Here is a 25955-nt window from a genome sequence, read left to right on the forward strand (position 1 = left end):
CCGGGCTATGGGCTGTTTTTAGTTATAAAAGTTGCGCATCGATGCGCACTTAGTTGCTCACGTGTTTTTAGGGTGAAGTACACGGCCGGCCGAGCTAACAGAGTTGTTGTTACTCGAATGTGTGCGCAAATAGCTGCGCAGGCCAAGATTATAGCGGTGCGTAGGATGTTTCTTAAGTTTTGGTCCGTCGCTTGCTCATTGCTTTATGCATGGCTAAGGTTCTTGTGTCTCGATATGTTTGAACGGAACTTAAGGGCTCTCTGATACGTACTTCAATGGCGTTAAGTTTGCCTATTTTGCCTTGGATGGTTGTGTGCGGCCGAAAATGAGTCATTCAAAAGAACTGTATGCCTATTATTTGCTACTTGCACGAGCAGCCTGTTCGCCAGGTAGTTTCGTGGGCATTGATATGCGCTTTTCCAACGAGTTCGAAGCGCTGGAAGGCGAACTTGGCAAAGCGCAGTCGGTTCATGGCAATGGGCTGCCGGATTGGCAGCGGGTCAGCGAAATCAGCGAATGCCTGCTGCGTGAGCACTCCAAGGATCTGCGTGTCGCCTGCTGGTTGACCTGGGCCTTGTATCAGCGTGATTCATTGGCTGGATTGCTGGCCGGCCTCGGTGTGCTGCGTGAGCTCTGCGAGCACCATTGGGTGCACGTCTACCCTGGCAAACTGCGTACCCGCGTTGCAGCGTTTGGCTGGTTGGTGTCGCGCCTTGAGCAAGCGTTTGCAAAAAAAATCTCGCTCAATGATCAACAGCCTTTATTTCAAGCGTTGCTGGAACACCTCGAACATCTGGACCAACTATGGGCCCAACATCTGGGGAGTGATGCTCCCGTGCTGCTGCCGATTCGACGGCAATTGGCGGAGCGCCTGGCCGATGCCGCGCAAGGGGCGCCAGAAGCTGATGGGCGCGCGGGTGCTATTCCCGGCGTGAGGCAAGCGGCGGTCCAGTTGCCCACCCCCGAGCAATCGGTCAACAGCGAAAAAGAGGCGCACAAATTACTGCGCTCATTACAGGAACAGGCCCGGCCTTTATGCGCCTGGTGGTTGCGTCAGAACGCCACCGACCTGCGGGCTTTGCGCCTGGCCCGAACCTTGGCGTGGCTGATGCTCGTCAACTACCCCGACGCCAACAGTGAGCGCATAACCGCGCTGCGCCCATTGGCCGCCGACAAGCTCAAGCGTTATCAGGAGCGCTTGAGCCAAGGCCATTACGCCGATGTGCTGTTCGAACTGGAAGTCAGTCTGGCCGGTGCGTTGTTCTGGTTCGATGGTTTGCGCATGGCCTGGGAGTGTCTGGACGGCTTGCACGCGGACCTGGCCATGGCCGAACTGGAGATACATTTCGCGCTGCTGCTGCAGCGCCTGCCAAACCTGACGGAGTACCGCTTCGACGACGGCACCCCCTTTGCCGACACTGCGACAGCCGAGTGGATTGCGCTGCACGTGATGCGCCATGTGCGCAAGCCTGCGCCCAGTGAAGTCGTGACCGACCTGACGACCCAACCCTGGGACGCGGCGTTGGACGCGGTAATGCCTTGTCTGCGCAAGGACGGGCTCAAAGCCGCGGTGGGTGTGATCAAGCAAGGCTTGCAGGGCGCGGTCAGTGATCGCTGCCGTTTTCATTGGCGCCTGGCGCTGGCCAGGCTGTGCATGGCGGCCGGCAAACACGAGCTGGCCAGGATCCAGCTGGAGCAACTCGATCTTCAATTACAGCGCACGGGCCTGGAAAGTTGGGAGCCGGCGTTGGCCCTGCAAGTCGCTCAGCTCCTGTACCGCTGCTACGACCTGCTACCTCAAAGCCAAGCCATACGCGACGGCAAGGATGCCCTGCATCGCCGGTTGTGTCATTTCGACCTGGAAGCAGTACTTCAATAGTGCCTCATCAAATAAAAGGAAAAGCACCATGGCCAAAGACGGTTCGGTAGCCCCCAAGGAACGTATCAATATCACCTTCAAACCCGCCCTCGGCGGTGCTCAGGAAGAAGTCGAACTGCCGTTGAAGCTGCTGGTGCTGGGAGACTTTTCCCAACGTGCGGACCTGCGCAAGCTGGAAGATCGCAAGCCCATCGGTATCGACAAGCACACCCTCGACGAGGTGTTGGCCAAGCAAGCAGTGAGCCTGACGCTGAACGTACCCAATCGCCTCCAGGATCAAGCCGACGTGGAAGAACTGGCGATCCAGGTTCGCATCAACGCGATGAAAGACTTCAATCCCGCGAATCTTGTCGAGCAGATCCCGGAGTTGCAAAAGCTGATGGCACTGCGTGAAGCACTGGTGGCGCTCAAGGGACCATTGGGCAACACCCCAAGCTTTCGCAAGGCGATCGAGCAGGCATTGACCCATGGTGATTCCCGCGCACGAGTTCTGGCCGAGCTTGGGCTGCCCAGCCCAGACGCCTGACATTTTCAGTAAAAGGACACTGATACCATGACCACGATTCAACACGAGCTGCAATCGGTACAGACTATCCACACCTGCAGCATCCTCGACAACATCACCGCCCAGACATTGCTGAGCGCCGACGACGAGGCTTACGGCATCGCCAAGCGCGGCGTATCGGCGTTTATCGCGGAGCTGCTCAAGCCACACAACCGTGACGAACCGGTAAAGAAACGCCTGGTCGACCGGATGATCGCCGAAATCGATACCAAGCTCAGCCAGCAAATGGATGAGATCCTGCACCATCCCGACTTCCAGGCGCTGGAAGCTTCCTGGCGGGGGTTGCAGTTGCTGGTCGACCGCACCAATTTTCGCGAGAACATCAAGATCGAGCTGTTGAATGTCTCACGCGAAGACCTGCTGGATGATTTCGAGGATTCCTCGGAAATCACTCAGTCCGGGCTTTACAAGCATGTTTACAGCGCTGAATACGGTCAGTTCGGTGGGCAGCCGGTGGGTGCGATCATTGCCAATTATTTTCTCTCGCCCAGTGCGCCCGATGTAAAGCTGATGCAATACGCCTCCAGCGTCGCCAGCATGGCTCACGCCCCCTTTATTGCTGCGGCGGGGCCGAGTTTCTTTGGCTTGGAAAGCTTCACCGGGCTGCCCGACCTGAAAGACCTGCGGGATCATTTCGAAGGGCCGCAGTTTGCCAAATGGCAAAGCTTTCGCCAGAGCGAAGACGCCCGTTACATTGGCCTTACTGTCCCGCGCTTTCTGTTGCGCACCCCGTATGACCCCCTTGAGTGCCCAGTCAAGACCTTTGCGTATCAGGAAAACGTGGTTAACAGCCACGAGCATTACCTGTGGGGCAATACCGCCTATGCCTTTGCCACACGCCTGACAGACAGTTTCGCTCGCTTTCGCTGGTGCCCGAATATCATCGGGCCGCAAAGCGGCGGGGCCGTCGAGGACCTCCCACTGCATCACTTCCAGAGCATGGGCGAGATTGAAACCAAGATCCCTACCGAAGTGCTGGTATCGGATCGGCGCGAATACGAGCTGGCGCAAGAAGGGTTCATCGCCTTGACCATGCGCAAGGGCAGCGACAATGCAGCGTTCTTTTCCGCCAGCTCCGTGCAAAAGCCCAAATCCTTTGGCATCAGTGAAGAAGGCAGGGCGGCAGAACTGAATTACCGCTTGGGCACCCAATTGCCCTACATGATGGTGGTCAACCGCCTGGCCCATTACCTCAAGGTTCTGCAACGCGAACAGTTGGGCGCTTGGAAAGAGCGCACGGACCTTGAGCAGGAACTCAACAAGTGGGTTCGCCAATATGTGGCGGACCAGGAAAACCCCAGCGCCGAAGTGCGTGGACGGCGCCCACTGCGTGCCGCGCGCATCGTCGTCAGTGATGTCGAGGGCGAGCCAGGCTGGTACCGCGTCAACGTGACAGTGCGCCCGCATTTCAAGTACATGGGGGCAGACTTCACCTTGTCCCTGGTTGGCAAGCTCGATAAAGAATGAGCAGAGGCCAGGGCATGATTCAGCACAACAGCCTTTTCGAGCGTCTTGAATACGGTGCATCGACTCGAGGGTGTCCTGTGGCGTCCATCGCCGCACATCTGGGGAAAATGCTCAGCACACGTGCGGGCAGTGTCCAGACACTGGCTGATTATGGTTTGCCTGATCTCAACGACATGCGACTGAGCCTGCATGAATCATTGACTCAGTCGCGGCTGCATATCGAGCGTTTTATCCAGGCCTACGAACCGCGACTGGCGAATGTGCATGTCAGGCTGTTGCCCGATGTGCGTGGGTCCCTGGTCCTGGCATTTGCAATTGAAGCTGAGCGAGTTATCGACGGCGTCCTGCAACCGGTCGTGTTTCAGGCCCGTCTTGCGCAAGCCGGGCGGGTAGAGGTTTTCGTCCATGACGTTTAACCGCTACTTTCAAAGTGAACTCAGCGCGCTGCGCCAACAAGGGCGGCGTTTTTCCGAGCGCAATCCAGCTCTGGCGCCGTTTCTTGCTGAGGCCGGCCAGGACCCGGATGTCGAGCGTTTACTGGAGGGGGTTGCATTTCTGACCGCTCGCCTGCGACAAAAGCTGGATGACGAACTGCCGGAGCTGACGCATTCGTTGATGCACTTGTTATGGCCCCATTACATGCGGCCAACACCGGCCTTCAGCATCCTGCAATTCGACCCCTTGAAACGTGCCGGCCCCAGTGTTCGAGTGGCCCGGGACACCGCCGTGGAAAGCGCTCCCATCAAGGGTGAGCGTTGCCGGTTCCGCACATGCTATGCCACCGACATCATGCCCCTGCAACTCAGTGGCCTGGAATACCGCTGCCAGGGCGAGGGAGCCTGGCTGGAGTTGCAACTGACCATGAGTACCCAAGGTAACTTCAGTGAGTTGGCATTTGATTCGCTGAGGCTGCACTTGGCTGGCGACCACTACATCAGTCAGGGCCTGTACCTCAGCCTGTTGCGCCATGTCGACAGTATCTGCCTGTCGCTGCTGGATCACGAGGGTGTACCGGTGAGGACCCGCGACGGGCAACCTGTAACGCTGCGCCTCAGTGCCGGCCAGGTCCAGCCAGTGGGGTTTTCCCCGGAGCAGGCGCTGATTCCTTATCCGCAGAACACCTTCGATGGTTATCGGCATCTGCAGGAGTACTTCGCTTTTCCCGAGAAATACCTGTTTGTCGACGTCGAAGGGCTGAACGTGGTGCACACGCTGCCTGACGAGCTGCTACGGGAGGCGCATGGCATGGTGATGCGCTTCGAACTTCACACCCAGGGCCGTGATCCCCTGCGTCCAACCCTGGACAACGTGAAGCTGTATTGCACGCCCATCGTCAACCTGTTCAAACAGGATGCGATCCCCATTCGCCTGGACGGTAAACAGGATGAGTACCTGTTGGTACCTGGGGAATATACGCCGGGCAATGCCAGTGTGTTTTCCGTGGACCAGGTCACCGGGTGGCGCCCCGGCGGGTTGGGCTACCAGACCTATGTGCCGTTCGAGTCGTTTGAACATGACTGCGATCACGAGGCTTCGGCGGCACCCTCCAGTTACAGCATTCGCCAGCGTTCGTCGGTACAGCATGGCGGGCTTGATACCTGGATGGGATTCCCCAGCCGCCGCGAACAGGGCCAGGAAACCCTGTCGGTCGAACTGACCTGTACCAATTGCAACCTGCCGCGCCAACTTCGTGCAGGCGAAATCACCCTGCCCGGGGAACAGACCCCGGAGTCATTGGGGTTTTGCAACATCACCACACCCACAGCGAGCTTTGCGCCGCCACTGGACCAGGATTTTTTGTGGAAGATCATCAGCAATATGTCGGTCAACTATCTGTCGTTGACCGATATCAATGCCTTGAAAGTGATACTCCAAACCTACGACTTGCCGCGCTATCACGATCGACAGGCGCTGAAGGTAAGTCAGAAAAGGTTGAGCGCTTTGCGCTCCATTCGCCATGAGGCAGTGGACCGTCTGCACCGCGGTCTGCCTGTTCGAGGCTTGCAGGTCGAGCTGACGGTTGATTCCCAGGGCTTTGTCGGTCAGGGCGATCTGTTTGTATTCGCCTCTGTTCTCAATCAGTTCTTTGCGCTCTATGCAAGCCTCAATTCGTATCACGAGTTGCGGGTCATCAGCACACAAGGAGACGTGTACCTATGGCCATCCCGGATGGGGCAGCAACCGCTGTTTTGACTCAACTTTGCCGTGTGATTCGTGAGTACACGCTATTTCAGGCGATTGTGCAGGTCATCGAACGACTGCGCGAGGCCCATCCGCTGCTGGATGACGAGGCGCTGTATGACCAATTGGAGTTCCAGGCCAACCCCGGTTTTGGGTTTGCCGCGCACGATATCGACCGTGTGGAGTTTTTCAGCGAGCACGGGGCCTTGCGCGCTCGCTTGCGTCTCAACGTATTGGGGTTATTCGGTGCTGGCTCGCCGCTACCTGCGTTTTACGCCGAGCAAGCGTTTGCCGAGCGCTCGGGCGGCAACCCGACTCGAGATTTGCTTGATCTGTTCCATCATCGCCTGCAGCGCTTGATGTTGCCGATCTGGCGCAAATACCGTTATCGGGCGTGTTTCCGGGCAGGTGCTAACGACAGGTTTTCCGAGCAGATGTTTGCCTTGATGGGGCTGGGCGACAGCGCAATTCGCAGTGCTTCGCAGCTTGATTGCAAGCGCCTGCTGCCTTATCTGGGCCTGCTGAGTTTGCGAGTGCACTCGGCTGCGCTGATCGAGGCTGTCCTGCGTTACTACTTCAAGCACGACGCGTTGTTTATCGAGCAATGGATGGAGCGCACGGTCGAGGTCAGCCAGTTGCAATGCAATCATCTGGGGCGGGCCAACAGTGCCCTTGGCCAGGACCTTGTCCTGGGGCATCGCATCGCTGACCGCGGCGGCAAGTTCAGGGTGCATCTTCTGGCGCTGGGTTGGCAGCGTTTCCATGATTTTCTGCCTATCGCTGAGGCGTACCAGCGGCTGTGCGCGCTGGTGCGACTGACCCTGCGCGACCCTCTGGAATACGACCTGCGCCTGACGTTGGCGCCGGGCGAGGTCAGGCCGTTGCACATCGGCGAAAACACGCTTTGCCGCCTGGGCTGGACCACCTGGCTGGCGCATGAACAGGCCGACGGCGTGGTTACGCTTGCCGGCAATTTTAACAGGGGTTGATGATCATGATGAATGTGGACCTGCCAGGCGAATTGTCCGACCCACTGGTATACGCCAATGCGCTGGCCGCCTGCTTTACACACCTGGCGTTGTGCCGTGATGAACAGGCGCTGCCTGACGCGCTCGTCGCCGGTGTGGCACAACTGAGCCAGTGCGAACTCAGCCAGTTTTACCTGCTCAATGAAGTGACCGGTCGCCTTGAACTGATTGCCCAACATTTGTCCGAGGCGGCATCGATGGTCGTCGCGGTCGCAGATGCTGATCTGCACCATCCACCATTGTTGAACCATACCTTGAGCCAAGGTGCTGTCCTGAGCCTGGAAGATGTGCAGAGCAGTTGCCATGACGTTAATTTCCTGCCCGTACCGGTGAAGCCCTGGCGGGCGCTGTTGAGCGTGCCGTTGCTCAATCGTGGTGAGCGGGTCGCCGGTGTGCTGCTGTGCGCTCGGCAACAGCCGGGCCAGTTGCAAGGCTACGCCACCTCCCTGGCGCAGTTGGGCAGCTTCGCCGTGAACCAGCTGCTGGTACTGCGCAGTATGCAGCCCAACGTTGATTCAAGGCTCAGGTGCAACAAGCCATTGGCCAGGGAGTACGGATTGATTGGCTCCAGTGCGGCGATGAAACAGACGTGCCATTTGATCAGTAAAGTCCTGCATACCCCGTATACCGTACTGCTGTGCGGCGAGACCGGTACCGGCAAGGAAGTGGTAGCTCGGGCCATTCATGCGGCCGGCCCGCGCCGGGAGAAAGCCTTCGTCGTGCAGAACTGCGCAGCGTTCCCTGAAGGGCTGCTTGAGAGCGAGCTCTTCGGTTATCGCAAAGGTGCGTTCACGGGGGCCGAGCGCAATCATGCGGGTCTGTTTGATGCCGCGCACGGCGGTACATTGCTGCTGGATGAAATCGGCGACATGCCGCTGGCACTGCAAGCCAAATTGCTGCGGGCCTTGCAGGAGGGCGAGGTCCGGCCGCTGGGTGCCAGCGCGGCGCATAAGGTCGACGTGCGGATCATTGCGGCCACTCATCGCGACCTCGCTGCGATGGTCGCCGAGGGGCGCTTTCGCGAAGACCTCTATTACCGGCTCGTGCAGTTTCCGATCACGTTACCGGCCCTGCGCGAGCGAGACGGCGACCTGCTGCAACTGGCGCGCTATTTCACTGACGAGGCGTGCGCGGCGCTGGAGAGGTCACCCGTGGGTTGGTCCACCCTGGCCCTTGATCAACTGTCCGGCCACGCCTTTCCCGGCAACGTACGCGAGCTTAAATGCATGGTTGAGCGTGCCGTGTTGTTGTGTGACGCCGGCGTGATCTTGCCGGAGCACCTGGCGCTGCCACCGACTGCGGCGCCGGCCGCGAGCGACGATGTGACGCTGCGCCAGCGCATGGAACGAGTAGAGCGAGTGTTCCTGCTCGATTGCTTGCACAAGAACCATGGCAATCGCACCCGTACCGCGCGGGAGCTAGGGGTTGCCCGACGCACGCTGCTTTACCGTCTTGCACGCTTGAATATCCCCGTCGGCGATGCCAGGGAGAAATGCTAATGGTGCACTTGATTTTTACTGTGGGAGAAACCTGATGCCTGACCGTCCATGGCACGCCGTGTTGCTTGTGTTGTGTTTGCTGGGTGGCTGTAACGCCAACTACGTGTTCGATGATGCCGAGTACCGTCCTCTGGGTGACCCACAGGCAATTATTCGTGGCCGATGAATAGAGGGATCATGACGATGCAGCTTGTGTTTGAGGTCTGTACGGTCGACAGCGCCAGCGCCGAACCCTCGGCCCACAAAGTATTTGACGCAGTGGGCGGCGTGATTGGCCGCGGCCCCGGATGTGACTGGGTGATACCCGACCCCAGCCGCGTGCTCTCCAGTCACCATGGATTAGTCGGTTACCGTGAGGGACGCTATTTCCTGACTGATATCAGCCGCAACGGTATTGGCGTGGCAGGCAGTGCTGAACGCCTGCGCAAGGGGCAGGCGCGATTGATCAATGATGGCGATGTATTCGAACTTGGGGCGTTGGTGCTACGTGCGCGTTTGTTGCAACCCGCACGACCTTGCGGCGAGCTGCGTGCCAGTGCGGCAGTACCGATTCCCGATGATGCCTTCCTGTCCCTGGACCCTCTGCACGCGCTGGACCTGGAGCACCAGCAGCAGGCCATCTCGGATGACCTGGCAGCATTGAGCGAGGCCGTTGATGAGCAAGGGGTGTGGGCCGAACGCCACGGGACCGATAGGGAGCATGTGACATTCCCGCGCCGGGCAGAGCCCGGGGTAGAGGTTGCTGCGGTGCACGTTAGTGCAATGGCACCCTCGACTGATGAAGTGTTCTGGTCACAGTTCGCGGCGGCCTTGGGCGTGGGGCTCGACGCACTCGATCCAGCGGCCAGGGAGGTGTTGGCGATCAAGGTGGCGGGCTTGTTTCGCTTGACGATCCAGGGGCTGCAACAAGCCCTGCGCACGCGTGAAGAGTTGCATCACGAATGGGGGAGGTCGTCGTTCGACAGTCAGGGCGCAGCCCAGAACCCCTTGAAAATGTTCAGCGACACCAACGCGGCGTTATCCGCACTGCTGGATACAGGGGCTTTGGGCCAAATGCCCGCCTCGCGGGCCATTGGTCAGGCTCATCGGGAGCTGCAGGTGCATCAGGTCGCGCTGCAGGCTGCCTGTCGCAGCACCGTGAACAAGGTGTACACGGCCTTCGAGCCGAACCATTTGGCCTGGTGCTTTGAATCTCAGGGCAAGCCGCCACGATTTTTCACCGATGGCGCGCGTTGGCGTGCTTACCAGCGTCACTACCAGCGTTTGGTGGCGCAAGGGCCGTTGAACGATCGCCCGTTGAACGGAGATTTCGCCACGGCCTATGAAGAACAGGTGCGCCTGATCTCCTCCCTGCACATTGATTTTTCAGGATGATATTCATGTATCGAGCTACCCGTGCTTTGGTGTTGCTTTTGTTTGGTTTCTTGGCGGGTTGCAGCGCCGTATCGCCTTTTTCCACGCTGACCAAGCTGGACGTTGTGTTGACCGCCAACGAGCACGTCAACCCTGACCTGCACGGTCGCCCCTCTCCCGTGGTGGTGCAGTTGATCGAACTGCGCCATGGCGTAGCCTTCGAACATGCCGACTTCTTCAGCCTGTATGACAAGGCGCAGCAATTGCTGGCAAAGGACTGGGTAAGCAGTGAGGAAGTCGAGCTGCGTCCAGGTGACCACCTGGCGCTCAAACTCCGTATCGGTCCCGACAGTCGTTTTGTAGGGGTGTTGGCGGCTTACCGAGACTTGCCGCACGTTCAATGGCGGCAGTTGATCCCCGTGACTATGCACCAGCGCAACCGTGCCGATCTGGTGCTGGACCAGGACGGTATACGCGTCGTCGACTCGCTCGCCGGGATGGAGGTGCGCTGAGATGCCTGTTCATAAAGTGATCTGGCAAGAAGGCATGTTGCTGCGGCCACAGCACTTGCAGCACAACGACCGCTATTACCAGCAGCAACTCAACCAGACGCGCCTGTTGGGCAGTGATGCCTGGGGCTTCCTTACGCTGGAATTGAATGAGCAATACCTAAAGCTGGGCAAGCTGGTGGTCAACCAGGCGAGTGGCGTCTTGCCGGACGGTAGCTTGTTTGATTTGAGTGCCGCTATGGAACCGCTGGTGTTGCAGGTGCCAACTGATGCGGGCAGGCAGGGCATTTACCTGGCACTGCCCCTGGCCAGCGGCAATCACCTTGAGGTCCGCCAGCCTGAACAGAGCGATGTTCTGGCGCGTTACCTGCGATGCGAAGTGGAAGTGGGAGACTCCAACCTGGGTGTAGATGCGCGTTGCCGAATCAGCTGCGCACGGCCCGACTTACGCCTTGTATTGGGCGAGCAGGCGGGTGATCAGAGCTTCGTCAAACTCAAGGTTGCCCAGGTACTGGACGTCAGCGGTGAAGGGGGCGTGAGCCTGGATACCGCGTTCATCCCGACCTTCATTTTCGTGCAGGAGCATGGCTACTTGGCGTCGTGCCTTAACGAAGTCGTCGGTCTGCTTGCCAGCCGCGGCGATGCCATCGCGGCGCGCATTCGTGGCGAGAGCACGGCTGCAAGCACACAACTCGGTGATTTCCTGATGCTGCAGGTGATCAATCGTACCGAACTTGCGCTGCGGCACTGCCTGAGCCAGGCCCAGGTTCGACCCGAAGCGCTGTTCCGCCTGTTGGTGTCGATGCTCGGCGAGCTATCAACGTTCGCCTGTGACAGTAAACGCGCGCAGCTGGACGTGCATTATCGACACAGCGACCAGGGCGCCAGTTTTCGTGGGTTGATGGAGCGCCTACGCGCCGTCCTGTCGGTGGTGCTTGAGCAACATGCGATCGAATTGACATTGCAACCACGCCAGTACGGCGTTCTGGTCTGCCCGGTCAACGAGTTGAAATTGCTCGGCACGGCCACGTTCATCCTGGCAGCCACCGCGCAGTGTGAGGCAGAGGAACTGCGCCAGCGCCTGCCGGCACACCTGAAAGTCGGGCCGGTAGAGCGCATACGTGAGTTGGTCAACCTGCACCTGGCCGGTATCAAGGTCAAGCCGCTGCCAGTGGCGCCGCGGCAGATTCCGTTTCATGCCGGCAAGACCTACTTCATCCTCGATATGAGTGCCCCCGAGATCGCGCAATTGCAGCAGTCGGGCGGTTTCGCGTTCCACGTAGGCGGTGACTTCGCCGGGCTTGAACTCAACTTTTGGGCCATCAGGAATTGAATGCCATGGACAGTGAGTACACACAGGATGAAAGAACCGTCCTGCTCGACCGCGAGGGTCATGGGCCTGCACAGGGGGCATTGACGGACTTCCCATCGCCGCCACGCTATGAGCAGCTGGAAGATCGCATGATCTATGCCGGCCGTATGCTCGATGCGTCGAGCTTCAAGGCTGGGCTCAACCCGCTGGTGGCTGCGGCTTGGGCTGTGTTGTCCGAGATCGTGGCGCTCAGGGTCTGCTCTGGTCGCGAAGACCTGGGCACGCTCAACGACCGATTGTCATTGACGGTGACTCAATTCGAAACCCGCGCCTTGCAGGGCGGTGTTGAAAGCAGCCAAGTCATGTCGGCGCGTTATGTGTTGTGCAGTGTGATCGATGAGGCGGTTGTTACTACGGCGTGGGGGGCACAGAGTGAATGGTCGAAGGTTAGCCTGTTGAGCCGCTTTCATAACGAAACCTTCGGGGGCGAAAAAGTTTTCCAACTGCTGGAGCGTCTATCACGCGACCCGGTGAAGAACCTGCCGATGCTGGAGCTGCTTTACCTGTGCCTATCCCTGGGGTTCGAGGGCAAATACCGAGTGATGGAGCGCGGCATGTCGCAACTGGAGGGTGTTCGCGATGCCTTGTATCGCCAGATCCGGCACGTACGCGGGGAGCCGTCGCCGGCGCCAACCGTGCCCGCGATGCACGGGGCGAGCCGGCGTACGGGGTTGTGCGTTGTTCCCGTTACCTGGTTGGTCATCTTCACCCTGGTTTGCTTGCTGGCAATGTACACAGGATTTGCCTGGGTGCTGAGCAAGGAGCGCGCGAACGCGCTGCAACCGCTTCAATTTTCGGCGTCGGATTTGATCCGCACGTCCTTGTAAACGCAGGGAGCAAAGAATGAGCGCATTCTTCAAGGGTGTGGGCGCCGTGCTGGGCCGGACTTGGGTTTGGAGCCTGTTGCTGGCGCTTTCGTGTGCTGCAGTGGTGTGGTTTTGGGGGCCGCTGCTGGCGGTGAATGATCAGCCTGTTTGGCAGGGTGCGACGGCTCGCCTGGTCACCATCAGTGTCGTGTTTCTGCTTTGGGGGTTGGTGATGGTCCTTGCCGGCGGTGGTCGTGCCGCCCGGCGTCCACGGTCTGAGCGCCAGCCCCGCCAGCAGCCGTCGACACGTGTGGAGAACGAATACCGCTGCGTACGCACTCGGTTCAAGGATGCGGTTCACCTGCTGAAAACCTCCAGCCGTTATGGAGAGCGCAGCGCGCGTTGGCGCCATGAGTTGCCCTGGTACCTGTTGATTGGTGAGCCGGGCAGTGGCAAGACGCAGCTGCTGGCGGCAGCCGGCTTGCAGTTATCGCCTGAACACGCTGACAGGCGACCGACGAGCAGCAGTGCTCATTGCGAGTGGTATTTCGCCGACGAAGGCGTACTCGTCGACACCCCGGGGCGCTATCTGACCCAACCTGACAGTGCAGTGGATGCCGCAGGCTGGGCCACCCTGCTGAATCTCCTCAGGTGGCGCCGCCGGGTGCGCCCGCTCAACGGCGTGGTGGTGGCGCTGTCGGTAGACACGTTGCTCAACACCAGCGAGTACGACCTGGATCACCATGCCCGTCGTGTGCACGCGCGCTTGCAGGAGATCCGGCAAACGCTACATGTGGATGTGCCGATCTATCTGGTGTTGACCCAGGCTGATCGATTGCCGGGATTCGCTGAGTTCTTTGATTCACCCCATGGGGAAAGTGCCGACAGTCCGCTGGGGCAGCCACTGGACGTCGGCAGCGGCATGGCTGAAATTACTCAGGTGCACGAGGCCGTCGAGGGATTGTTGCAGCGTTTGAACGGTGAGCTGATTGCGCGACTGCACCAGGAGGGCAACGTTGAACGTCGTGGTCAGATCCTGGAGTTTCCCCAACAGGCGGCACGCGTCGGTGAGCGCGTAAGCCTGTTCGCTGAAATGGCCTTTTCTGCTCATCGCTACCAACCCATCAATGGTTTGCGAGGGTTCTTCCTGACCTGTGCCGATGACAGGCATGCACGTTTTGTGAGGGGGCTGTTCAGCCAGGTGATCTTTGCCGAAGCCGGTCTTGCCAGCCTGCAAGCCCAGGAGCAGCGGCGCATCCGTCAGCGCCAGGGCCTGCAAGCGATGACAGTCGCGCTGATTCTTGGCGGTGTCGGTGGCCTGTGGATGTACAGCTACAGCGTCAACCAGCTACGCCTGGTCCAACTGGCGGCATTGGTCGCCCAGACGATGCCGGCCACAGGGGCTCAAAACGATGAAAGCCCGGCGTTGTTGGGGCTGTTGGATGCGCGGTTGGCGGCGACCCGGGTGTTTCCGGCGGCGCAGGATGTGCGCTTGGTCGAGCGCCTCGGCCTGTATCAGGGCGAGGTGAGTCGTCCCTGGGTAGACCAGGCTTATGAGCAGGCGCTGCAACAGCAACTGCTGGCCTGGATAACCGCGCAGCTTGAAGAACAGATAGACGCAAGCCTGGGGGACCGCGAACGGTTATTGGATAACCTGCGTGCGTATTTGATGCTCAATCTGCGCGAGCGCCGTGACGCCACCTGGCTGGCACAGCATGTGACAGGCCTTTGGTCGGTGCGTTTTGCCGGGGATATGCCCACGCAGAAGCGTCTGGGGGAGCACTTGGCGCGGCTGCTTGAACGGCCGTTTGTCACACCGCTCAACGATGAACGAGTGGCCCAGGCCCGCGAAGTGCTGAGAGGGGAGTCTTTGGCCGATGGCGTGTATCGAGTATTGCGCGAACAAGCGCGCAACCTGGAACCGTTGCGCCTGGCCGAGGGTAAGGTATTTGCCACGATCGACCCGCCTGTTCCCGGTTTCTATACAAAAAGATATGTGCAGTACTTTGAGGCGCAGGGCCCGAGGCTGGTCAATGCCATCGCTCAGGATAATTGGGTGCTGGGGCAGGGCACCGACCTGGGGCCACAGGATCTGCGGCGGTTGATGGCAGAACTGCAGGAACGCTACTTCAGTGAGTATGCCGATGCCTGGAGCGACGTACTCGGACGAGTCAGGCTGCAACAGACCGACAGCCTGCGCCAGGATGCCGACCAGCTCATGAGCCTGACCTCGGCACAGTCCCCCTTGATTCGGCTATTGCAGCAGTTGCGGGAAAACACTCGTTTGCTGCCAGGCCATGTGCTGCTGGATAAGGTGTCCCAGCATTCGGGAGAGCTGGCAGGGCTGGCCAAGGCGACGTTGACGGATGGGCAGTCGGTTTTTGACGATGCGCCACGGCGGGCATTGCAGCAGCGGTTTGAACCCTTGCATCAGTTGCTCGATGAGCAGCACAACCCCGGCGCAGAGCTGGCCCAGGCGTTGCGTTTGCTCGGTGAGCTGCACCTGCAACTCACGGCATTGAACCGTGACAGTGCGCCAGAACAGGCGGCCTTCCTGCGGGCTCGACAGCGTATGGAGGGGCAGCAGGATGTACTGGGCAATTTGCGTGATGCTGCTGCGCGTCTGCCGCTGCCGCTTGCCGGTTGGTTCGAGGGCGTGGCCGACGACAGTTGGCGGCATTTGCTGGAGCAGGCGTATGTGCATGTCAATCAACGGTATCAAAGCGACGTACATAGCCTTTATGCCAAGGCCCTTCGCCGACGTTATCCATTCAATGCCCATGCAAGCAGTGATGTTGCGCTGCATGATTTTCAGGAGTTCTTCAAGCCGCAGGGGGTAATGGCACGTTTTTATGAGGGATATCTTCGGCCTTTCATCAGCGCCGATGGCAGCCGCTACAGGTTGCGTGGGTTGGATGGCCAGAGTTTGCCGGTTTCGCGCTCGCTGCTGGACCAACTGACGAAAACCCAGGTAATCCGCCGCGGCTTTTTCAGCGAGGACTCGGGGGAGTTATCTGTGCGATTTACCTTGGCGCCCTACAGCCTGGACCAATCGGTCAGCCGAGCCGTACTGCGGTTTGGCGACCAGCAGTTGGAATATCGGCACGGCCCGATCACGCCCATGCCGTTTCATTGGCCCACCGAGGCAGAGAATGGGCGCAGCAGCCTTGTGCTGGACAGAGGTACGGAGCAGCGCCCGTTGGGCATCGAGAAAAACGCAGGCGCCTGGTCGCTGTTCCGGTTTTTCGATCTGCTGCAGAAAGAACCCGCAAGTGGTGCAAATATGCAGATTTTCAAGGCAGACCTCGCCGGTCTGCGCGCCAATTACCTGCTGACCAGCCAGCGCACGCCAGGGCCGTTTGATATGGACACATGGCGCACCTTTCGATTGCCGGAGCAACTGTGAGCCAGGCCGGCGCCCATTGGCGCAGTGCCGGGCGCACCCAGCGAGGGCAGGCGCGACTGCGTAATGAAGATGCGTTTCTGGACAACCCGCATGGCGGTTGCTGGGCTGTGGCGGACGGAATGGGCGGCTATCGGCACGGTGATGTCGCCAGTCGTTGGGTGGTCAGCCACCTGGCTTCAGTGCCGGCTCATGGCAACCTCCATCAACGGATCAATGCCGTTCGGGAAAGTTTGCAAGGCGTTAACCAGCGATTGCGGCGCGCGTGGACAGAGCCCGACACAAATGATGGCGCGACGATGGGCAGTACCGTGGTTGCCTTGCTGTTGGAGAACGGGCGGGCGGCCTGTGTCTGGGCTGGAGACAGTCGCTGCTATCTATGGCGGGGCCAGAACTTGTACCAGTTGTCCAAGGATCACTCGCTGCTGCGGCGCCTCATGGACGAGCGTCATATCAGCGTGGCGCAAGCCCAGGCGCACCCCGATGCCAGGGCCTTGACCCGCGCCGTTGGTGCGCGCTCGCGTTTGGACCTTGAGGTATTGGAGCTCAGTACTCGCCCTGGGGATGTATTCCTGCTGTGCAGCGATGGCCTGTATCAGACCCTCAGCCATGTCGAGGTGGGACGGGCGTTGAGCGGGAGAACGCCCCGGCAGGCGGTGGAACAATTATTCGCCGGGGCGTTGCGCAGGCCGGTGCGAGATGACCTGACCGCAGTTGTGGTGCAACCTTGAACCTGGCGGTCGCACCATCCCGTCTGCTGGCAGGGCGTTATCACCTTGAGCACGTCCTGGGCAGCGGCGGCATGGGTGTGGTGTACCGCGCGCGCGATCTGTTGCATGAGCAATTGGGCCAGCCTTGCTCCAGGGTGGCACTTAAGCTGCTGGGCGAGTCCATTTCCCAGTGCCCCGACGCGCATGTGCTGTTGTACGGCGAGTTTGCGTTGGCTCGCAGCCTGCGACATGACCGTGTGGTACGGGTGTTTTCCTTTGAGGTCGACACCCACAGCAAAATTGCGTTTTTCACCATGGAGCTGCTGCAAGGGGTGACCCTCGACCGGCTGCTGCTGGAGTGCCCCTATGGTTTGCCCTGGCAGGAACTGCAACCCATCGCGCTGCAGTTGCTGGATGCTTTGGCCTACATCCACCAGAAGAACGTCCTGCATGGCGATGTGAAACCCGCCAACGTCATGGTAGGAGAGGAGGGCGTATGTTTGTTCGATTTTGGCCTGGGGCATGCTCAGACGCAGGAGGCGATGGGTTTGCCAAGTGTCAGCCGTACTCGTTTCAATGCCTGGACACCCGCCTACGCGGCCCCGGAGTTACTGGACGGCGGTGCGCTGAGCGGCGCTGCGGACGTATACGGCATGGCTTGCATTGTGTATGAGCTGGCTAGTGGCCAGCGCATCGGCGCACGCTCTTTCACTGACCGGCTGGCCCGGCCCGCGCAATTACCCAGGCACTGCTGGCCGGCATTACATTCGGCGTTGGCGATAGATCCGCAGCGTCGAACCGTAACAGTCGCCGAATTGCGCCAAGTGATGGCCTGTAGCCGGCCACGCTGGTACTTGTAGGGTAAAGGTCAGACCGCCAGGCCATGCAGCTGGCAATACTCCACCCAGTCCATACCGGCCATCTGTGCGACTTCTTTATGCACTTCGCGGCGCTGGGCCTCGAAGGTTTCGGTGGAGTCGGCCGTCAGTTTAAGGGTCAGTTCCCAGGCGAACAGGTGTTGCTGCTCCGCGTGGGCTTCGAACGCTTCGTGCAAGCGCTCGGCGCGATACTGCGCCAGGGTTTCCCCCCTGGCCTGGGCGGCCAACGGGTTGAGGTTGTCCAGCTCAGCGGCGATGTGTGGCTGATCGCGCAAAAACCTGTCCAAGGCGAGCTGGTAAGTATCGCTGGGTGCTGACAAGGATGTGCCCTTAGTGCGAAGGACGGGACTTGGAATCGCCTGAGTGCGCGCTGGGGTGAAGGCGCGCACGTTTGCGGGCTCTGCGTCGCATCCAGTTCTGCAACGGCGCCAGCAAGAAGAACATCAGGTAAGCGACTAGCACCAATGCCAGGTCAACCCAGGTTTCAGCGACAGGCCCGGTGAACAGCTCAATGACATTCTTGATTACAAACAGCAGCACCACACTGCACAACCACAGCAAAATGGTGACAAATAGGGGACGCATGTTGCTTGACCGCTTGTCTTGCATAGTGAAGCTCTCTCCTTTGTGCCTGTTGTCGTTCCAGGCCTGATTCCCTGACTGCGTACCTGCTGGTTTGCAAGTTGTAACATCCTTTAACACGCAGACAGACGCGGATGATACCGACTCAGATAGCCTTAGGGGTTGCTTCAAGTCAGAAAGTTCGATAATTCGGTGGGAAATAAGTGCAGCTATCGTGCGTTTTATCCCAAGAAGCGCGGTGCGGCTTGGCAAAAGTCTTTTGCTCCTGCACTCAGGGCGTGTAGCGTTAGCGTGTGTTTCCAGCCCTGGCTTCCAGCGGCAATAGGTGACGGGCAGAGGACGGCTCATGGCGCAAACGCTGTTCAAACTTTTCCTTACCCAGCGCCTGGCGGTCTTGGCCAGCACCGAGTCGTTGCGTGCGATTCGCGAGGGGTTGTTGTGGATACTGCCGTGTTTGTTGGTATCCGCCGGATTCCTGATCCTGTCCGAGTGCGCCCAGGCGTTGGGGTTCGCCCCTCAGGTAGTGAGTTTCCTGGCGGGGTTGCACAACCAGATCAGCTCGGTGATTCCCTTGCTGGTTGCGGCCTCCATCGGTTACATGTTGGCGATCCAGCATCGCCTGCCACAGCTGCCGGTCGCCTTCCTGTGCCTGGCCCACGTGGTGGTTGCCACGTTCGTATTGCGCGAGTATCCCCGGGCGTCGGCCACCTTCCTGCTGTTTATTGCCATCGCTTCGCCCTTGATCAATGTGCCGGCCATTGCCTGGCTGCACCGTTTTCGCTGGACACGCCTGGTCAACGAAGACCTGGTTGGGCATAACCTCAAGGGCACCATCAACATGGTGATCCCTGGCGCGATCACGGCGTTGTCACTGGTGATGATACTGACGTTGCTGTTGCTGATTCCCTACGTGGCGCAATTGCAGGGGCCTCAGGTGCTCGATGCGTTGCAATCGCCTTACAGCACTGGGTTGTTTGTAACGCTGATGAATTCGCTGCTGTGGTTCTTCGGCATTCACGGCGTCTATGCCATGCAGCCGTTGTTCGATGTACTGGACCAGGCCGTGGTGCTCAACGGTGCGGCGCTGGCGGCGGGACAGCCGGTCCAATACCTGCTCAATAACGGCCTGCTCGGCAGTTTTGCGTTTATCGGCGGATCGGGCGCGACCTTGTGCCTGCTGCTGGCGATCCTGGTGTTTTCCCGCAGCCACTCCATGCGGTTGCTGGCGATCGCCAGCTTGCCGTTGTCGTTATTCAACGTCAGCGAGGTGCTGTTGTTTGGCTTGCCGATCATTCTCAACCCGCGTTTGTTCATACCGTTTCTACTGGTGCCGGCGTTCAACGCGATGGTGGCTTTGACGGTGGTGCAATTGGGCTGGGTCTCGCCGGCGGTGGCCAGCGTGCCGTTTACCGCGCCGGTGCTGCTCAATGCCTACCTCAGCACCCATGGCGACGTGGCGGCTGTGGCCCTGCAAGTGTTGCTGTTGGGCATGGGCACGCTGGTGTATGCGCCCTACGTGCGGGCCATTCATCGTCAGTCCATCGACGGTGGCACGGTTTACCTCAAGTCTCTGGACATGACCTTTCGCGGACTCGAAGAAAAAGGCCGCCTGCTGGAGTTCGATCCGGTAATGGCCTCCCACCGGACCCTGGCGCGGCAGGCCGTTGAATTGAGCCGGATCCAGCAGATCAGCGATTACGAGTTCTACCTTGAATTCCAACCCCAGGTGTCTACCCGTACCGGCTTGTGCACCGGGTGCGAGGCATTGATGCGCGCCCGGGACAGCCACGGCACGGTGCATTCACCCTGGGAGTTCCTGCAATGGCTGGCGCAAGCCAGGCTGATGCCGGACGTGGACGTGTGGGTGGCGTCCCAGGCCGTGCGCCAGTATCAGAAGTGGCGCAAGATCGGCTTTGAACTGCCCATGACCATAAACATTTCCAGTGCCACCTTGAAGGACGCCGCCTATGGTGATCGCCTGGTGGAAATTCTTGCCCAGGCCGATGGCCGGGTGTCGGTGGAAATCACCGAAGATGCGCTGGTCAGCGATATTCCCGCCGCCCGCCAAACCATCCATAAACTGCAGGCCACCGGAGCAAAAGTGTATCTCGATGATTTTGGCACCGGGTTTTCCGCGTTGAGTTACCTGCACCAGTTCCCTGTGGACTTTATCAAGATCGACCGCAGTTTTGTGGTGGCCCAGCGCGACCCCAAGGGCGCCCAGGTGCTGACCGGCATGTTGCGGTTTTGTGAGGCGTTGAACCTGGGCGTGGTAGTGGAGGGGGTGGAGACTGCCGAGCAACTGGCGTTCTTGAGTACGGGACCTGAGTTGTTTATCCAGGGGTGGTATTTCAGCAAGGCATTGCCGGGTGATCAGTTGCCGCGCTTTGTGCGCGAGCGGGCGGCGGTGGTTTGATCCGGCGGTGGGGACGACCGGATAGCCAGACGCTCTTGCCCCACCACTCGGCGATTGGCTAGCGGCAGGTCTGGTCCGTCATGGTCTCACGAGGCGCCAACGTCGTTTTCGTCGATGACCGTTTTTTCGTCACGTTGGGGCAATGCACAGGTCGGGCTGGGCGTGGGCAGACTGGACATGATGATCAGCGGGAGCAGTACCAGCAGGTGCTTGAGTGTTGACATGAAGAGTGAGTCTAGGCCTGGAATCACGCCTTTACAGAATCACCACAAATGTTCACCAAGGGGCATTTTGTTCAATATCCGCAGTGTCTGAGCCTTTACCGTGAAGTCACCTGTGTTTGACATAACAAGAAGGGACTGCAATGAGCTTGATCATTTCCATGGCCGCTTTCGCCCTGGCCACCTCCATTACCCCTGGCCCGGTCAACGTGGTTGCCCTGAGCAGCGGTGCACGCTTTGGCTTTGCCGCCAGCCAGAAACATGTGTTCGGCGCGGCAGTCGGCTTCACTTTACTGCTGGTGCTGATCGGCCTGGGGCTGCATGAAGTGCTGGTGCGCTGGCCGATACTGACTCAGGTGATCCAGTGGGGCGGGGTGGCTTTCCTGTTGTATATGGCTTGGAAACTGGCGATGGATGACGGTCGCCTTGACGCTGAAGGCGCCGCTACCGCGCCATCAATGCTGTACGGCGCGATCATGCAATGGCTCAACCCCAAAGCCTGGCTGGCCTGCGTGGCCGGGATGGGGCTGTTCGTGGCCGATGGCGACGCCAGGCAGGTATGGCTGTTTGCGGCGCTTTACCTGGTGATTTGCTACCTGTCGGTAGCGTGCTGGGCGTATGCCGGGACGTTCTTGCGTCGCTACTTGAACAACCCGCAGGGCGTGCGCCTGTTCAACCGCTCAATGGCCGCGTTGCTGGTGGCCAGTGTGGGTTATTTGCTGATGGCTTGAGGTTCTCGCGGTACTGCCCGGGCGTGGCGGCAAAGTGCTGTTTGAACGTGCGTTGGAAGTGCGCCTGGTCGGCAAAGCCTGCGGCCAGGGCGACATCGGCAATCAGTTCGCCGTCGCGCAATCGAGCGCGGGCGAACTGGATACGGCGATTGACCAGGAAGGCATGGGGTGTCAGCCCGTAATACTGCTTGAAGGCGCGAATCAGGTACGACGGCGACAGCTCGGCCGCCAGGCAAATGTCCTCCAGCTTCAACGCCTCGGTGCAGTGTTCACGGATGAAGTCCGCTGCACGCTCCAGCTTGTGATTGACCTCCCGTATCGGCGTAAGCGAGGGGTTCAAACGCTGCTGGACTTCGCTGAAGTAACCCACCAGCGCGCTCTGTTTGTGCAGCAGTTCGGCCTGCTCATCCACCAACAGTCGGTACAACGCCAATAAGCCGTTATACAGCGAGACGTCTAGGGTATAGGGGGTGCTGAACGGGCGGTAACCCTGGTCGGTGCTGAAACCCAACTGGTGCTGCAGGTCGGTCAGCCAGGGTGTGTCCAGGTAGAGCATATGGTAGGACCAGTGCTCATTCTGGATAGGGTTACAGGCGTGCACGTCGCCGGGGTTCATCAGCACCACGGTGCCTGCGCTGATCTCGAACGTCTGTGTGTCGTAGTGGTAATAGCTGCGCCCGGTGGTGATCGCACCGATGGAAAAGTGCTCATGGGCGTGCCGGGTATAGGTGACTTTGCGCCCGTCGGCAATGGTGCGCGCCTCGATAAACGGCAAGCGTTCGTCGCGCCAGAAACAAGGCGCCTGAGCGGGGCGGGCAGTGGTGTTCAGCGACATGGCGGTGGCTCCATCCCTTGAGAGATCGAGGGTTGATCATTACACACACCGTCAGGGCCGTCAGCCGAGAAGTTCCGTTTGGTCGCCAGTTGCAGGCTGCGGGGTTCGCCGTAAAAAGCGGCGCCGAAGTTGACCGTGTCGTTCGGTCTGGCTGGAACACGTTGCCGAAAAACTCGCTCTGCCAGTGCACTCCGCCGCCCACGGTGAGGCTTTACAGGGCACTGGGTAGCCCCGGTGGGCTATCAAACCAAAAAGCCAACGAAATCCCTTACAGCTATCACGCAACGACCCGCTCCTGCGCGGGCACTGCTGACAAACTAGTTTCATTGGCGAAGAGTATTTTGGGAAATTTCCTACTCACTTTCAGCAAGCACCGATTCAGGGTGTTGGCTGATAATCAAGTTTCCTGCCTATCAGGTGATTGACGCCCAAAGGCCGGTCTAGTCCGACGTGACACCAGCGAAACCCTTAGTGACCGTTGAAGCACTCCAGCCGAACACACTCTTAAATGACTCATGGAAGCCCCGTTATGTCTGATTGGGACCATCGTACCGATACCATTTGCACCTACAAGGTCGTTCAGGGAGGCAAGCAGATCAAGCACTGGCTGGAGTTTCAGTTGCTCGATGAGCTAGGGGACCCTTTGCCTCATCAACCTTTTCGGGCGATCAATGAGGCGACTCGTTGCAAGCTCATTCCAGAATTCAGCGGCCAGAGCGATGCCCAAGGAGTGATTCGCCTGGAAGGGTTGCACCCGCTGGCGGTGACCTTGCTTCTAACGGCCAACCCGCTGGCAGAGGTGATGCAGACCCGACGCCCACGTGCGATACGTGCCGAATCTCGGGTTTCAACGCCTCTGGAAGTTCCTTATCGCTATGATCCCTCTCCATCCTTCTTCTCCCCCATCGAGCCGAAGGCACTGGCCAATGGGCACTCTTATCACTACCTGCGCATCGGCCAGCTATGTGATCGCTTCCCGGACCTGAAGCCGTGGTCGGAGGAAGAAAAACTACCGGCATTTCATTTCCCCGACCCCAAGTTCGGCGGTTTCACGGTGACCGACGATGCACTGGACCGCCGTCACGTCCTGGAAATTTGCCCCTTCCGAGCCTGGTCATTGATTCTGCACCATCAGCCTGAATACAGCATGGCCAACGCCTATAACCTTGGGCTGATGGCCAATCTTTCCTACAGCGTTGTCGCCCAGAACATGTTGAAGAAAAAACCAAACACTGACACCAGTACGGTATCTGGCTCGGTAGAGGAGTTCTTTTTCCGCCAGTGTCTGGACCTGTCGCGTACACCCACGATGATCGACTCCAATGGGAGCCGTCTGCCAGCGCTAGTGATTGATGTCCCTTTTGACGAGCGCTACACCACGGCTGTCATGCTGGACTCACTGAAGGCCGAGCGCCCGCCGGGTGGGCCGGAGATTCCGCGACACATCATCGAAAACACACAACTCTTCTATTTCTTCAACAAGACTCAAGTAGTCGTGGCCTGGCGCGGGACCCAGGAGCCCATGGACTGGCTAACTGATGTGCTGTACCGGCCCATGCCAGCCGATGGCAGTGGTTGCGACTTGAAGTCGGCGTGTACGCCTTTGACGGATGTCGGCAGCGTTCATTACGGTTTTTTACAGGCGTTTGAGGTGGCTAAGAAACTGTTTCCTCAGCGATTTGAAGACATTCAGGACGCGTTAGCCAACAGAAAGTTATTTATTTGCGGCCATAGTCTGGGCGGCGCCCTAGCGCTAATCTACTCCGCAGAACTGAAAAATCGTAATCCCCTGCTTTATACCTACGGCATGCCTCGCACCTTCACCGCCAAGGCACAGGAACGCCTGAAATCAGTGATGCACTTTCGCCATGTGAACGATGCGGACACCGTTACCAGCGTGCCGCCCGAAGCGGAGCTGGGTAACTGGCTATACGAAGCCTTGGGTCCGTTGGGCCAGGACCTGGGGTACATCTGGTCCGTGGGACAGTTGCTGGCCGGAAAAATTGTTAGCTTTGGAGACCCCTACTGGCATCACGGGAAAATCGCCATGTTTTACCGAGCCGACCAGCATGTGGAAACGATGAGCTCCAATTCCTCGGCCTTTCGCAGTAAAGACGGGCTTGCCGTGGACCACACCACCGTTCTTAAGCGACTCCCGCATCGCACACGCATCTACCTCGTACCGAGCCTAAGCGATGAATTCAGTCGCTTCGCCCACGAAGATCAGAAAGCCCTGATCCGTTCATTGAACCGGGAAAACATGGCGGATCTGTTTCCATCACACACCAACCCCGAGCGCAGTACCCGCCGCACCAACCCTGCGGATCATTCGATGATCAAGGCCTACCTGCCCTTCCTGCACAATCAGTTGCTGGAGTTGAGCGACTCCAAGCTGCCACTGCGGCGCAAAGTGCAACGAGCGACGTTTGAGAAGCAGATGCAGACGCTGGGAGTGCCTGAGACGGAGATACACCGTAACGAGCAGTTCCTGGCGCTGCAAACATTACTGTCGATGGCGCTGCGCGCAACTAGAGCACTGGAAGGTGGGCCTGAAGCCCTACAACGCTTCTGCCAAGAGCGTGAGTTCGGCGAGATGATCGAGATTACCCAAGCCCGAAGCAGTCCTTCGGTACGACACAGCTAGCCAAACGCTTCTATCGCAAGGGAACCGCTTAAGTCATGAACATTCAGATTCATCAGGAAGGGATACAAGTATGAATGCTCTCCTAGGTCGCACGAGCGCTGCCTTGTTGCTGCTGGTCAGCATCAGTGGATGCGCACAGAACACGGCCTTGTCCCCACCTCCGGGCGGCGAACAGGTCAGTATTACAGTGAAGGTCCCCCCGAATCTCGCAGCAGACCCGATGCGGGTGATGTACCGCTCTGAGAAATGCCCGATCAAGCGCTCAGGGCCGGACTGGTCCAGTTATGAGGAGGATGGCTACCTGTCTACCACGGTCCAGCCGCAGCAGCAGGGGCAGAGCGACGTGTACGAGGCAAAGCTGCCCATCAATGGCGGTAGCAGATGCCAGTGGCAGTTGAGTAATGTGACCTTTGGTGTCACCTATGCCAACACAACGCACTTCGGGGAGAATGTTAGAGGGGGCCCGGGGGGAGGGCTTATTGTGATGTTCGATCAGCGCCTGCCACAACAACGCTCTGCTTTTGCGGTGACGCACGAGGTCAGCGGTGATGTGTTAATCAAGAAGGACTACTACCCTTGGGTAATCGAACGATTTCTGGGCCGGCATGAAAAGGTTGCCAGGTTACTTAGTGGGGGGGAAATCTACTCATATTATCGCGCCCAAAATACCAGAAAGGTGGTGTTCGAACCCCAGTTGTATGCCGACTATGTTCTGTATTCGGTAGAGCCAAAAGTGCAGAACGAGGGCTACAGACGCGAAACTTACCCCGATGGCAGCGTGACGGCCGATGGCTTTGACCCAAGTTTCAAGAGACTGCAAGCCATTCGTCTAGGACAATCGCAATGTACCTCGAAGTTCTAGGCTCATTGCCTGCC

The 25955-nt window shown here is 59.1% G+C and carries 23 protein-coding genes; 19 read left to right on the top strand and 4 right to left on the bottom strand.

Annotation, left to right across the window (positions count from 1 at the left end):
- Positions 1 to 325: 325 nt before the first annotated feature.
- The 15 genes from tssA to E4O97_RS16380 are packed head-to-tail and all read left to right on the top strand — an operon-like array spanning position 326 to position 17632.
- Positions 326 to 1879, top strand: coding sequence for a type VI secretion system protein TssA (gene tssA / locus E4O97_RS16310; RefSeq protein ID WP_248161744.1), 1554 nt, complete (start codon positions 326 to 328; stop codon positions 1877 to 1879).
- A 28-nt stretch (positions 1880 to 1907) separates the two neighbouring features.
- A complete protein-coding gene (tssB, locus tag E4O97_RS16315; RefSeq protein ID WP_078821537.1) occupies positions 1908 to 2405 on the top strand; it encodes a type VI secretion system contractile sheath small subunit in 498 nt (165 codons plus the stop codon).
- A 27-nt stretch (positions 2406 to 2432) separates the two neighbouring features.
- Positions 2433 to 3911 (top strand): type VI secretion system contractile sheath large subunit, encoded by a 1479-nt coding sequence (gene tssC, locus E4O97_RS16320; RefSeq protein ID WP_005788785.1) that lies wholly within the window; start codon positions 2433 to 2435, stop codon positions 3909 to 3911.
- Positions 3912 to 3925: 14 nt separating this feature from the next.
- Positions 3926 to 4327, top strand: coding sequence for a type VI secretion system baseplate subunit TssE (tssE, locus tag E4O97_RS16325; RefSeq protein ID WP_078821536.1), 402 nt, complete (start codon positions 3926 to 3928; stop codon positions 4325 to 4327).
- Positions 4317 to 6104, top strand: coding sequence for a type VI secretion system baseplate subunit TssF (gene tssF / locus E4O97_RS16330; RefSeq protein ID WP_248161746.1), 1788 nt, complete (start codon positions 4317 to 4319; stop codon positions 6102 to 6104). The genes tssE and tssF overlap by 11 nt, the downstream gene beginning before the upstream one ends.
- Positions 6068 to 7081 carry a type VI secretion system baseplate subunit TssG gene (gene tssG / locus E4O97_RS16335; protein ID WP_248161748.1) on the top strand — a complete coding sequence of 338 codons (1014 nt, stop codon included), beginning with the start codon at positions 6068 to 6070 and terminating at the stop codon, positions 7079 to 7081. Before tssF ends, tssG begins: the two co-directional genes overlap by 37 nt.
- An 8-nt stretch (positions 7082 to 7089) precedes the next feature.
- Entirely contained in the window at positions 7090 to 8619 is a 1530-nt protein-coding gene (locus tag E4O97_RS16340) for a sigma 54-interacting transcriptional regulator (RefSeq protein WP_248161776.1), read from the top strand.
- A gap of 34 nt (positions 8620 to 8653) precedes the next feature.
- On the top strand, positions 8654 to 8785 hold the full coding sequence (locus tag E4O97_RS16345) for a type VI secretion protein (protein WP_078821533.1): 132 nt from the start codon (positions 8654 to 8656) through the stop codon (positions 8783 to 8785).
- An 11-nt stretch (positions 8786 to 8796) separates the two neighbouring features.
- Positions 8797 to 9993, top strand: coding sequence for a type VI secretion system-associated FHA domain protein TagH (gene tagH, locus E4O97_RS16350; RefSeq protein ID WP_216091555.1), 1197 nt, complete (start codon positions 8797 to 8799; stop codon positions 9991 to 9993).
- Positions 9994 to 9998: 5 nt separating this feature from the next.
- Positions 9999 to 10484: a type VI secretion system lipoprotein TssJ gene (gene tssJ, locus E4O97_RS16355; RefSeq protein WP_032876027.1), complete on the top strand. Its 486-nt coding sequence runs from the start codon at positions 9999 to 10001 to the stop codon at positions 10482 to 10484.
- Between the two features lies 1 nt (position 10485).
- On the top strand, positions 10486 to 11814 hold the full coding sequence (tssK, locus tag E4O97_RS16360; protein ID WP_078821531.1) for a type VI secretion system baseplate subunit TssK: 1329 nt from the start codon (positions 10486 to 10488) through the stop codon (positions 11812 to 11814).
- Between the two features lie 5 nt (positions 11815 to 11819).
- Positions 11820 to 12680, top strand: a complete 861-nt coding sequence (icmH, locus tag E4O97_RS16365; RefSeq protein WP_148853699.1) for a type IVB secretion system protein IcmH/DotU — start codon at positions 11820 to 11822, stop codon at positions 12678 to 12680.
- Positions 12681 to 12696: 16 nt separating this feature from the next.
- Positions 12697 to 16065, top strand: a complete 3369-nt coding sequence (gene tssM, locus E4O97_RS16370; RefSeq protein WP_248161750.1) for a type VI secretion system membrane subunit TssM — start codon at positions 12697 to 12699, stop codon at positions 16063 to 16065.
- A complete protein-coding gene (locus E4O97_RS16375) occupies positions 16032 to 16793 on the top strand; it encodes a PP2C family serine/threonine-protein phosphatase (RefSeq protein ID WP_248161751.1) in 762 nt (253 codons plus the stop codon). The genes tssM and E4O97_RS16375 overlap by 34 nt, the downstream gene beginning before the upstream one ends.
- Complete coding sequence (locus E4O97_RS16380; RefSeq protein WP_032876012.1) at positions 16790 to 17632, top strand: serine/threonine-protein kinase; 843 nt, start codon at positions 16790 to 16792, stop codon at positions 17630 to 17632. Before E4O97_RS16375 ends, E4O97_RS16380 begins: the two co-directional genes overlap by 4 nt.
- Before the next feature lie 8 nt (positions 17633 to 17640).
- Here E4O97_RS16380 and E4O97_RS16385 read toward each other — a convergent pair whose 3' ends face one another.
- Together E4O97_RS16385 and E4O97_RS16390 are read right to left on the bottom strand one after the other, a co-directional pair.
- Entirely contained in the window at positions 17641 to 17970 is a 330-nt protein-coding gene (locus tag E4O97_RS16385) for a DUF6388 family protein (protein WP_032876009.1), read from the bottom strand.
- Positions 17971 to 17980: 10 nt separating this feature from the next.
- Positions 17981 to 18235, bottom strand: coding sequence for a hypothetical protein (locus E4O97_RS16390; protein WP_228309798.1), 255 nt, complete (start codon positions 18233 to 18235; stop codon positions 17981 to 17983).
- Between the two features lie 343 nt (positions 18236 to 18578).
- Between E4O97_RS16390 and E4O97_RS16395 the strand changes: the two genes are divergently transcribed.
- Positions 18579 to 20648, top strand: coding sequence for an EAL domain-containing protein (locus E4O97_RS16395; protein ID WP_078821526.1), 2070 nt, complete (start codon positions 18579 to 18581; stop codon positions 20646 to 20648).
- Between the two features lie 86 nt (positions 20649 to 20734).
- On the opposite strand, the gene E4O97_RS16400 is transcribed toward E4O97_RS16395, so the two are convergent.
- Positions 20735 to 20872, bottom strand: a complete 138-nt coding sequence (locus E4O97_RS16400; RefSeq protein WP_187432789.1) for a hypothetical protein — start codon at positions 20870 to 20872, stop codon at positions 20735 to 20737.
- A gap of 140 nt (positions 20873 to 21012) precedes the next feature.
- On the opposite strand from E4O97_RS16400, the gene E4O97_RS16405 reads away from it, so the two are divergent.
- Positions 21013 to 21600: a LysE family translocator gene (locus tag E4O97_RS16405; protein WP_148853701.1), complete on the top strand. Its 588-nt coding sequence runs from the start codon at positions 21013 to 21015 to the stop codon at positions 21598 to 21600.
- Here the strand turns inward: E4O97_RS16405 and E4O97_RS16410 are convergent.
- Positions 21542 to 22435 carry an AraC family transcriptional regulator gene (locus E4O97_RS16410; RefSeq protein ID WP_078821524.1) on the bottom strand — a complete coding sequence of 298 codons (894 nt, stop codon included), beginning with the start codon at positions 22433 to 22435 and terminating at the stop codon, positions 21542 to 21544. The two genes, E4O97_RS16405 and E4O97_RS16410, sit on opposite strands and share 59 nt — an antisense overlap.
- 529 nt (positions 22436 to 22964) lie before the next feature.
- Between E4O97_RS16410 and E4O97_RS16415 the strand changes: the two genes are divergently transcribed.
- Both E4O97_RS16415 and E4O97_RS16420 read left to right on the top strand, forming a co-directional pair.
- Positions 22965 to 25079, top strand: coding sequence for a lipase family protein (locus E4O97_RS16415; RefSeq protein WP_248161752.1), 2115 nt, complete (start codon positions 22965 to 22967; stop codon positions 25077 to 25079).
- Positions 25080 to 25182: 103 nt separating this feature from the next.
- Positions 25183 to 25941: a hypothetical protein gene (locus E4O97_RS16420; protein WP_248161753.1), complete on the top strand. Its 759-nt coding sequence runs from the start codon at positions 25183 to 25185 to the stop codon at positions 25939 to 25941.
- Positions 25942 to 25955 lie beyond the last annotated feature (14 nt).

The organism is Pseudomonas sp. W15Feb34, from assembly GCF_023127765.1.
Classification (GTDB): Bacteria; Pseudomonadota; Gammaproteobacteria; order Pseudomonadales; family Pseudomonadaceae; genus Aquipseudomonas; species Aquipseudomonas synxantha_A.

Coding starts and splice junctions, on each gene's coding strand:
- tssA (WP_248161744.1), top strand. CDS start 326: ATGAGTCATTCAAAAGAACTGTATGCCTATTATTTGCTACTTGCACGA.
- tssB (WP_078821537.1), top strand. CDS start 1,908: ATGGCCAAAGACGGTTCGGTAGCCCCCAAGGAACGTATCAATATCACC.
- tssC (WP_005788785.1), top strand. CDS start 2,433: ATGACCACGATTCAACACGAGCTGCAATCGGTACAGACTATCCACACC.
- tssE (WP_078821536.1), top strand. CDS start 3,926: ATGATTCAGCACAACAGCCTTTTCGAGCGTCTTGAATACGGTGCATCG.
- tssF (WP_248161746.1), top strand. CDS start 4,317: ATGACGTTTAACCGCTACTTTCAAAGTGAACTCAGCGCGCTGCGCCAA.
- tssG (WP_248161748.1), top strand. CDS start 6,068: ATGGCCATCCCGGATGGGGCAGCAACCGCTGTTTTGACTCAACTTTGC.
- E4O97_RS16340 (WP_248161776.1), top strand. CDS start 7,090: ATGAATGTGGACCTGCCAGGCGAATTGTCCGACCCACTGGTATACGCC.
- E4O97_RS16345 (WP_078821533.1), top strand. CDS start 8,654: ATGCCTGACCGTCCATGGCACGCCGTGTTGCTTGTGTTGTGTTTGCTG.
- tagH (WP_216091555.1), top strand. CDS start 8,797: ATGACGATGCAGCTTGTGTTTGAGGTCTGTACGGTCGACAGCGCCAGC.
- tssJ (WP_032876027.1), top strand. CDS start 9,999: ATGTATCGAGCTACCCGTGCTTTGGTGTTGCTTTTGTTTGGTTTCTTG.
- tssK (WP_078821531.1), top strand. CDS start 10,486: ATGCCTGTTCATAAAGTGATCTGGCAAGAAGGCATGTTGCTGCGGCCA.
- icmH (WP_148853699.1), top strand. CDS start 11,820: ATGGACAGTGAGTACACACAGGATGAAAGAACCGTCCTGCTCGACCGC.
- tssM (WP_248161750.1), top strand. CDS start 12,697: ATGAGCGCATTCTTCAAGGGTGTGGGCGCCGTGCTGGGCCGGACTTGG.
- E4O97_RS16375 (WP_248161751.1), top strand. CDS start 16,032: ATGGCGCACCTTTCGATTGCCGGAGCAACTGTGAGCCAGGCCGGCGCC.
- E4O97_RS16390 (WP_228309798.1), bottom strand. CDS start 18,235: ATGCGTCCCCTATTTGTCACCATTTTGCTGTGGTTGTGCAGTGTGGTG.
- E4O97_RS16395 (WP_078821526.1), top strand. CDS start 18,579: ATGGCGCAAACGCTGTTCAAACTTTTCCTTACCCAGCGCCTGGCGGTC.
- E4O97_RS16400 (WP_187432789.1), bottom strand. CDS start 20,872: ATGTCAACACTCAAGCACCTGCTGGTACTGCTCCCGCTGATCATCATG.
- E4O97_RS16405 (WP_148853701.1), top strand. CDS start 21,013: ATGAGCTTGATCATTTCCATGGCCGCTTTCGCCCTGGCCACCTCCATT.
- E4O97_RS16410 (WP_078821524.1), bottom strand. CDS start 22,435: ATGTCGCTGAACACCACTGCCCGCCCCGCTCAGGCGCCTTGTTTCTGG.
- E4O97_RS16415 (WP_248161752.1), top strand. CDS start 22,965: ATGTCTGATTGGGACCATCGTACCGATACCATTTGCACCTACAAGGTC.